Here is a 6,565-nt window from a genome sequence, read left to right as displayed (position 1 = left end):
CTTATGTATTCCAAGCTATATTACTTATATTGGAACTTTAATACTTTTTCTTTTCTAAATTAAATTCTACCAGGTAACTTCATCAGTTTGCACGCTGAAAATAGGTAAAGCCGGATCGGATATAAGCATGAAGCCTGATTGAAAATCGGGGGTTTGGGGACTTGCCCACTAGCCATTGAAATGTGACATCGCAAGGATGATTCTTCTTTATGCAGCTTCCTACTAATGTTCTATCTTGAGTGACCTCAACCGTTCACATTGTGGTGAGATTCGACATCTAACCTGCTAAATTTACTGGCTTAAGATAAGAAGGACTATGGTAAAATACATATGAACGTATATTCAAGTGTTCAGGTGTTCTCTTGATGGCTGTTACTGATAAAAAATTAATTCACAACTCCGAAGCAATGGGCGAAGAGACCGTTCAAAGGCTTGCGGAGATATTCGGGGCGCTTGGTGATCCTACACGCCTTCGGATTTTGCACGCGCTCTTCTTAGAAGAAACTTGCGTTTGCGACTTATCCGCAGCGATAGGAATCTCCGAATCGCTTGCCTCCCATCAGCTTCGACGACTTCATCTATTAAGACTAGTCAAATCCCGTCGAGCGGGAAAACACATCTACTACTCACTTGCAGACGAACATATAAAACGGCTGTATGCCGATGGTTTGGAGCACGTTCTTGAGAAAAGGCACGGTTCAGGCTGAAACAATTGATTTGAAATCGTACGCGCCATCTGCGCTTGCCTGCGTGGAATGTCGTGAACGAATTGAAAGAGCGCTCTCAGAAATGTCAAACGTTGAGAGAACGTTCTTTGACCGTGATTCGGGGGTTTTATCCGTTCAATTTCTTGATGGGAACGTACCGCTTGGATTTGAAGAGAATGTCCGAAATATCTGCAGGGGAATGACTGAGGGGATGACGCATGACACCCTCGTTCTGAGCGGTCTTGACTGCCCTGATTGTGCTCAGGAGACAGAGAGGATGGTGCGTGGATTAAAAGGGGTCGGCTGGGCAGGCGCTACTTTCACCACTAGCCGTCTGCATGTTGAGTATGACCCAAATAAAATTTCAATCGGCCAAATTACTCGCGCTATCGGCCAACTAGGCTATGTCGCTCACCCGGAAAACGAGCGAACGGCCGTTCAAAGCATAAAGCTCTTCCCTCGCCTTTACGAACTGATATTCTCAGGATTGCTAATTGCCGCCGGTTGGGCATCCGTGCATTTCAAAATTTTACCCACTTATAACCTCATTCCCTACCTGCTCGGCGCATTCATCGCCGGCTATCCCTCTCTGCGTTCAGCAATTGCGGGAATTAGATACAAGGCCATCACTATGAATACGCTAATGACAATTGCTGTCATCGGCGCAGCTTCATTAGGACAATGGACCGAAGCCGCAAGTGTCGCATGGTTATTTGCCTTTGGGAACTCATTACAATCAATGGCTATCCAACGAACGCGGCGTGCGCTTGAACGGCTAATTGCCATCACTCCGGCAACCGCCAGAGTAATTACTAACGGAGAAGATAGCGAACGCCCGATCGGTTCGATTTCAGCAGGAGATATGATTGAAGTTAGGCCGGGAGAGCGAGTGCCATTGGATGGCCAAGTCATCGAAGGCGCATCAAACGTCGATCAATCGGCTCTGACAGGGGAAAGTTTACCGGTTGATAAAGAACCTGGAGACAGCGTCTATGCGGGAAGCTTAAACGGAGAGGGAGTACTTAGATTCACCGTTCTCCACCCCTATGGTGAAACGACTCTCGCGCGTGTTATTCACTTATTCGAGGAAGCCCAAGCAAAACGCGCCCCCGCTCAGCACATGATAGACCGTTTCGCTGCCTACTACACTCCGTTGGTAGTGCTGCTGGCTATCCTCATAACTGCAGTTCCAACCCTCTTATTCCACCAACCTTTCCAGCCCTGGTTCTTCCGCGCGTTGTGGCTCTTAATCGTCGCCTGCCCTTGTGCCCTTATTATTTCAACTCCGGTAGCTATCATAACTGCGATCGGCCTTGCTTCTCGAAGAGGTATTTTAATCAAAGGCGGCGCCTATCTCGAAGCATTCGCTAGCTCGAATGCCATTCTGTTCGACAAAACCGGCACCCTCACCCATGCCAAAATATCTGTCGATAAAGTAATCCCCTTAAATGGTTATGACCGCAAACAGGTTATCAGTTTGGCCGCATCACTTGAAGAATCTTCCGAACACCCACTTGCAGATGCAGTCCGTAACCTTGCCAAACTTGAAGAAATCCCAATTAAGCCTGTTAATAAATTTCAAATATTCCCCGGACGCGGCCTCGAAGCTGAAATTGATGGGCAAATGTACCGGATGGGAAATAAGCGCTTATTGGATGACCCAAAGCTCAAACAATTACTCACAGACTTAGAACTAGATGGCAAAACCGCTATTGCATTGGTTAATCAAGACCACGCAATCGGATGCATCACATTCACGGATACTGCCCGCGAAGATGCCAAATCGGTATTAGATAAACTCAAGCGACAGGGAGTTAAACATGTCGGCATCCTCAGCGGCGATAATGAAGTGGTCACCTCCGCTTTTGCTGAAAAAGTCGGTAGCACAGACTTCTTTGGAGATCTCTTACCTCAACAAAAACAGATCGCTGTCGAGGATATCCGAGCGAAATGGGGAACGACAACCATGATTGGTGACGGGATCAACGATGTACTCGCACTCCAATCGGCAGATGTAGCAATCGCAATGGGAGCAATCGGTTCTGATGCCGCAGTTGAAAGCGCGGATATCGTCCTGCTGAATGATAAGATCAATCTAATCCCTGAACTTTTAAACCTTTCCAGGCAGATGATGATGATTATGCGCCAGAACATCTGGTTCAGCTTAAGCACAAAGTTGGCGCTTATTATAGCCGCTTTCTTCGGCGCCCAAAACCTCTGGTTGGCTGTTGCGGGCGACATGGGGGTCTCCTTAATCGTCACTTTAAATGCCCTCCGCATGCGCTGGCCGAAAGAGACGCTTAATAACTGCTCCAGCGATCACTGCTCTTGCTCTCAAGGTTCGTAATTTATTTCGGACCTGTGATTTGAATTGGCTTTTGAATAAAGAACTATTACGACAATTCTTATGAGTAGACTCTGGTAAAATCTTTAAGAATCATATATTTTCATATTCTAATACAAGCGTCGTATTAATTCGACGCGATAAGGAAGTCATTGATCATGAAATCCATGCGCATTCTTTTTGTCATTCTTTGCATGATAACGGGCGGCATCCTTGGCGGGATGAGTTCAAGCAGCATACAAAAACATATCGTAAATATGGCGAATAGCGGGGCTACTAAAACGGCTCCGCCATCATTAGAAACCAATCCACCGAATATTCCAGAAACACCCCCCAAACCGGCACCAAAAACTGGCCTACCTAGAGATGTAAAGTCTACGCTTGAGTCTAAACCACCTGTTACACAACCCGTTGTGACAAAATTGGATGAAATGCCTCTTAAGTTACCCGGTTTCCTAGGCATTCTTGTTACTCTAGGCACTCTTGTTACTATAGGTTGCGTCGTCGCGGGAACTCTGCTTGGTCTTGTATTTGGCACCGAAATCCTGCACTGGATTGGGGTGGCAACCCGTCATATGGAGGAAATGGAACCTCAGGAGACACTAGCGACAGTCGGAGGCATTCTGCTGGGCGTTGTAATGACCTCCATTTTTATCCCTCTTCTTCTACAAACCGGCCCGCTTTTCCCGCTATTTCTTATACTCTCAGGGGTAGTTTTTATCTACCTCTGCTTAACTGCCGTCAGAAGGCTTATCGAAGTCCTTCCCTGGGCAAGCTCGAGTAAAAGTACTATCCGTCGTAAATCAATCAAAATTTTCGATACAAACGTAATTATAGATGGACGCATACTTGATATATATCGCACTGGTTTTATGGAAGGGCAAATTTACATCCCACGTTTCGTCCTCGAAGAGTTGCAGTTAATCGCCGATTCGAGTGACCAACTTCGAAGAGCACGTGGGCGAAGAGGTTTGGATATCTTAAACGCTGCCCAAAAGGAATTCGCCTTGGAAATTGGCGCACAAGATCGCGGCGCGCCTGATACCGGAGAAGGAGTCGATGCCCGACTGGTTAAGTTGGCAAAAGCAATTGGCGGCGATCTCGTCACGAACGATTACAACCTGAATAAGGTCGCCGAGTTGGAAGGCGTTAAGGTTTTAAACGTCAACGATCTTGCTTTGTCGCTTAAACTGAGCGTTCTTCCGGGTGAAACTCTCACCGTTACAATTATTCGTGAAGGCAAGGAGCCCAATCAAGGTATAGGGTACTTAAACGACGGCACGATGGTCGTCGTCGAAGGCGGACGCAAACACTTGAACGAGACAATGGATGTTTCTGTTACTTCCGTACTCCAAACAACCGCAGGCAAAATGATTTTTGCGGAGACACCGGATGAGACTGTAGGAGAGGTTGATCAATCAATTGAAGACAACGCACGCGATTATAGTCGCGGCCGGCCGAAGCGCACGGTTCGGTAACACACAAGATAAATTATGGCAGCCCCTCAACGGACTACCAGTATGGCTTCTATCGGCGCTAGTATTCGAACGCCATCCAAAAATAGACGGCATCATACTTGTCGTCCCCACGGGAACTGAAGACCGGTGGTGGGCTGCAGCACAAGATGCGTGTTTGTCAAAGCTAAGAGCAGTGATCGCTGGCGGCGCTACGCGGCAGGAATCATCTCGCCTTGGCATCGAAGCTCTATCTGATGATGTCGATTACGTCGCTATTCACGATGCGGCTCGCCCATTAGTATCCCCTGACCTTATCGAACGCCTTATCGATTCTGTGATTTTACATAATGCTGCTATACCATCGGTATCGATATGTGATACACTGAAGACAGGTGCAATGAACCGTCCTATAGATAGAACATTAGATCGAGAAGGAGTGTTCGCGGTGCAAACGCCCCAGGTGTTTAACACCCAATTGATAAGGCGCGCGCATCAAGTCGCGTCTCAAGATAACTTCCAATCAACCGACGATGCTTCTCTTATCGAACACCTCGCTGAACCTGTATTCATGATCGAAGGCGAGTCCACCAATTTTAAGATCACCAAACCGGAGGATCTTGTCCTCGCCCAGGCTATTGCTTCACAAACCGATATGACGCCCGTCACGGTTCAGCCTTCTGCCACCCCTGAAATACGAATGGGGATAGGATATGACATTCACCCATTCGCTCATGGCCGCCGTCTCGTACTTGGTGGAGTTGAGATCGAATATGAACGAGGGCTTGATGGCCATTCTGATGCTGATGTGCTGACGCATGCAATTTGCGATGCGCTGCTAGGTGCAGCCGGTTTAAGCGATATTGGACATCTATTTCCAAACTCAGATGCCCGATATAAAGATATATCCAGTCTCATACTTCTCCAAGAGACGGGACATCACTTGCAGGAGGTTGGGTGGAAGGTGGTCAACATTGACGTTTCCCTCATCGCGGAAGCGCCAATCATCGCGCCTTATTCAAAAAAGATGTGCGAAGCCATTTCTTTGTCACTAAATCTCTCGCCCGCTCGTATTAATATTAAGGCAACAACAAACGAGGCGCTTGGCGCTATCGGAAGAGGCGAAGGTATCGCCTGTTTCGCAGTCGCTACTATAAAGCGTCCCTGAGGAGGTTAATTATGGAACTGCACGTAAGAAACGCTCATGGTCAATTACCAACCCCGATTATAGATCATGCTGCTAAAAGGGTTGAAAAACTCGAAAAGTACCTCCACAAGATTGGCAAAGTGGAATTCGTACATGACGAACTTCGCGGACGCCACATTATCGAACTCCAGCTCAATGCCGACGGTTATAACATCCGCGGCACCGGCGAGGCAACTGATCTTCACGCCGCTATCGATTCTGCCGTCGACCACGTCGAAGACCGCCTGAAACGCTTCCGCAATAAGCTTATGAAAAAGCACAACGGACGCGGTAACGGACATAAAGAATTAGAGCTGGTGGTTGATGAAACAGTGGTTCAAGAAGACGAGCCACGGATCAGCAAAATCAAAACCTTCACGATGAAACCTATTACCCCAGAGGAAGCGGTTTTACAAATGGAGTTGCAAGGACGTGATTTCTACATCTTCAATAACGTCGAAAACAATCAAGTTTGCCTCCTATACCGCCTCCCAAGCGGTAACTACGGTCTAATCGGACCCGAATAAAAACCGTAAATTCAAATAAAACCCAAATGGGGGATGCTCAATGAGCGTCCCCCATTTTCTTACTTATATTCACCTGTAATGCTAATGCCTCGCCTCTAAAGAAAACCCTGAAAAGCCCTTTTGGTCGTATCGAAGGGCGATACGGGTTATTGACTGCCCCCCGTCCAGTATTGGGGGTGCGTGCTAGCTGGCGCGTCTCTGAAGCCCATTGAAATACCCTAACGGCCTCCGCAGCAATCTCTTGTAGGGGCGTAGCTTGCTGCGCACTCCGGAGAGCAGGGCAAGCCCAATCCCTACATGGGGAGGCGTATGAAGTGATTATTCATCCCCACCCCTCCCTTTCATCC

At 47.7% G+C, this 6,565-nt stretch carries 5 protein-coding genes; all 5 read left to right on the top strand.

What is annotated here, in order from left to right:
- Positions 1–365 precede the first annotated feature (365 nt).
- The 5 genes from WCO51_08285 (at position 366) to raiA (ending at position 6,218) form a co-directional block, all read left to right on the top strand.
- Positions 366–707: a metalloregulator ArsR/SmtB family transcription factor gene (locus tag WCO51_08285; GenBank protein ID MEI6513256.1), complete on the top strand. Its 342-nt coding sequence runs from the start codon at positions 366–368 to the stop codon at positions 705–707.
- A complete protein-coding gene (locus WCO51_08280) occupies positions 682–3,054 on the top strand; it encodes a cation-translocating P-type ATPase (protein ID MEI6513255.1) in 2,373 nt (790 codons plus the stop codon). Before WCO51_08285 ends, WCO51_08280 begins: the two co-directional genes overlap by 26 nt.
- Positions 3,055–3,209: 155 nt before the next feature.
- Entirely contained in the window at positions 3,210–4,529 is a 1,320-nt protein-coding gene (locus WCO51_08275; GenBank protein MEI6513254.1) for a PIN domain-containing protein, read from the top strand.
- A complete protein-coding gene (gene ispD / locus WCO51_08270; protein ID MEI6513253.1) occupies positions 4,474–5,673 on the top strand; it encodes a 2-C-methyl-D-erythritol 4-phosphate cytidylyltransferase in 1,200 nt (399 codons plus the stop codon). The genes WCO51_08275 and ispD overlap by 56 nt, the downstream gene beginning before the upstream one ends.
- An 11-nt stretch (positions 5,674–5,684) precedes the next feature.
- Positions 5,685–6,218, top strand: a complete 534-nt coding sequence (gene raiA, locus WCO51_08265) for a ribosome-associated translation inhibitor RaiA (protein ID MEI6513252.1) — start codon at positions 5,685–5,687, stop codon at positions 6,216–6,218.
- Positions 6,219–6,565: the final 347 nt, after the last annotated feature.

Source organism: bacterium, assembly GCA_037131655.1.
Lineage (GTDB): Bacteria > Armatimonadota > Fimbriimonadia > Fimbriimonadales > JBAXQP01 > JBAXQP01.
This window is presented reverse-complemented; position numbering and strand designations above follow the sequence as displayed.

Excerpts from the sequence above, each read along its gene's own strand:
- WCO51_08285 (MEI6513256.1), top strand. The coding sequence starts at position 366 with ATGGCTGTTACTGATAAAAAATTAATTCACAACTCCGAAGCAATGGGC.
- WCO51_08275 (MEI6513254.1), top strand. The coding sequence starts at position 3,210 with ATGAAATCCATGCGCATTCTTTTTGTCATTCTTTGCATGATAACGGGC.
- raiA (MEI6513252.1), top strand. The coding sequence starts at position 5,685 with ATGGAACTGCACGTAAGAAACGCTCATGGTCAATTACCAACCCCGATT.